The organism is Ensifer sp. ENS03 (genome assembly GCF_014852035.1).
Lineage (GTDB): Bacteria > Pseudomonadota > Alphaproteobacteria > Rhizobiales > Rhizobiaceae > Ensifer > Ensifer adhaerens.
In genome coordinates this window covers 1-2,085 of record NZ_JACVAV010000024.1, presented here as the reverse complement: position 1 = coordinate 2,085, position 2,085 = coordinate 1, and the positions used below count along the sequence as shown (strand labels likewise).

Here is a 2,085-nt window from a genome sequence, read left to right as displayed (position 1 = left end):
ATCGTACCCCTCCGGTGAGGGCCGCCTTGCTGAGTTAGGCTGAAGGCTGCAAGTCCTAGTGCAAACACTAGGGGTAGTCCTATGACGAAGCATCAGATTGAGGTCATTACGTCGGTCGAGCGGCGTCGGCGCTGGTCCCGGGAGGAGAAGGAGCGCCTGATCGCGGCGACGCTTGAGTCAGGGGCAAGTGTTTCAGAGATCGCCCACTCGGCCGGCATCCATGTGAGTCAGCTCTTCCGCTGGCGCAAGGAGCTCTGCCAAATCTCCGCTCCGCCCGTGCCGCAACTCATTCCGGTGGAGATCGTCGAAGCGCTGCCTGCGCCGGCGATCCCGACCGAGCCGCCGCCGGTCTCCCGCTCGCGCAAGAAAGCAAGCATGGTGATGATCGAGCTTGGCGGTGGCCGTCGCCTGCGGGTCGAGAGCGACATCGATACCGAAGCCTTGGCCCGGATCCTCGATGTGTTGGAGCGGCGATGATCCCGGTCCCGAGCGGTGTGAAGGTCTGGCTGGCGACAGGCTATACCGACATGCGCAGAGGCTTTCCCGGCCTGTCGCTGATGGTGCAGGAGACGTTGAAGCGCGATCCGATGAGCGGCCATCTCTTCGTCTTCCGGGGCCGGAGCGGCGGCCTGATCAAGGTGATCTGGCACGACGGCCAAGGTGCCTGCCTGTTTACGAAGAAGCTCGAGCGCGGGCGGTTCATCTGGCCATCCGCGGCCGACGGCACGGTGGTGATCACGCCCGCGCAGCTCGGCTATTTGCTCGAAGGCATCGACTGGCGAATGCCGCAAAAAACCTGGCGTCCGACGTCGGCGGGATGAGCAAAACCGCTGGCACGGCGGGAGCGAATATGATTCCATCCCGCCATGACCGATGCGGCCGATCAGCTTCCCGACGACCTTGCCAGCGCGCATGCGATGATCCTCGCCGAGCGTGCGGCCCGCCGTGAAGCCGAGGCGCTCGCTGCTCGCGCCCAGGCCGTGAACTCGCATTCGGATGCACTGATCGCCCGGCTCAGGCTGGAGATTGAGAAGCTCAAGCGCGACATCCATGGCAGCCGCTCGGAGCGTAAAGCCCGGCTTCTCGAACAGATGGAGCTGCAGCTCGAGGAACTGGAAGCGGACGCCGGCGAAGACGAACTGGCGGCGGAGATGGCGGCACGCTCCTCGGCGGTCAGGGCCTTCGAGCGCAAGCGTCCATCTCGCAAGCCTTTTCCAGAGCATCTGCCGCGCGAGCGCGTCGTCATTGCCGCACCCGCGAACTGCCCGTGCTGCGGCTCGGCCAAACTGGCGAAGCTGGGTGAGGATATCACCGAGACGCTGGAGGTAATCCCGCGTCAGTGGAAGGTGATCCAGACCGTGCGGGAGAAGTTTACCTGCCGCGCATGCGAGAAGATCACCCAGCCGCCGGCACCCTTCCATGTGACGCCGCGCGGCTTTGCCGGGCCGAACCTCTTGGCAATGATCCTGTTTGAGAAGTTCGGTCAACATCAGCCGCTGAACCGGCAGAGTGAGCGCTATGCCCGCGAGGGCATCGACCTCAGCCTCTCGACGCTCGCCGACCAGGTCGGGGCCTGCGCCGCGGCGCTGAAGCCGCTGCATGGGCTGATCGAGGCGCATGTACTGACCGCCGAGCGTCTGCATGGCGATGACACCACCGTGCCGATCCTCGCCAAAGGCAAGACCGACACGGGACGCATCTGGACCTATGTCAGGGATGACCGGCCGTTCGGTGGGCAGTCGCCGCCGGCGGCGCTCTACTATGCCTCGCGCGATCGGCGACAGGAGCACCCCGAGCGTCATCTCAAGAGCTTCACCGGCATTCTGCAGGCCGACGCCTATGGCGGCTACAATCCGCTGTTTAAGGTGGATCGTGATCCTGGTCCGTTGACCCAGGCACTGTGTTGGGCGCATTCGCGGCGCAAGTTCTTCGTGCTTGCCGACATCGCCACCAACGCCAAACGCGGAAAGCATGCTGCCGCGATCTCGCCGGTTGCCCTCGAGGCGGTCAAGCGCATCGACGCGCTGTTCGACATCGAGCGCGACATCAACGGACTTTTGGCCAACGACCGGCTGCAACGACGTC

At 64.6% G+C, this 2,085-nt stretch carries 3 protein-coding genes; all 3 read left to right on the top strand.

The features are described from left to right. Positions 1-81 precede the first annotated feature (81 nt). Positions 82-477, top strand: coding sequence for a transposase (locus tag IB263_RS33765; protein WP_034803538.1), 396 nt, complete (start codon positions 82-84; stop codon positions 475-477). Next, the gene (gene tnpB / locus IB263_RS33760; RefSeq protein WP_027997154.1) at positions 474-821 is read left to right on the top strand and encodes an IS66 family insertion sequence element accessory protein TnpB; all 348 of its coding nucleotides are present in this window, start codon (positions 474-476) and stop codon (positions 819-821) included. Before IB263_RS33765 ends, tnpB begins: the two co-directional genes overlap by 4 nt. A gap of 45 nt (positions 822-866) precedes the next feature. Then, positions 867-2,085: IS66 family transposase (locus tag IB263_RS33755; protein ID WP_192439599.1), on the top strand; the 1,219-nt coding region annotated here is incomplete at its 3' end.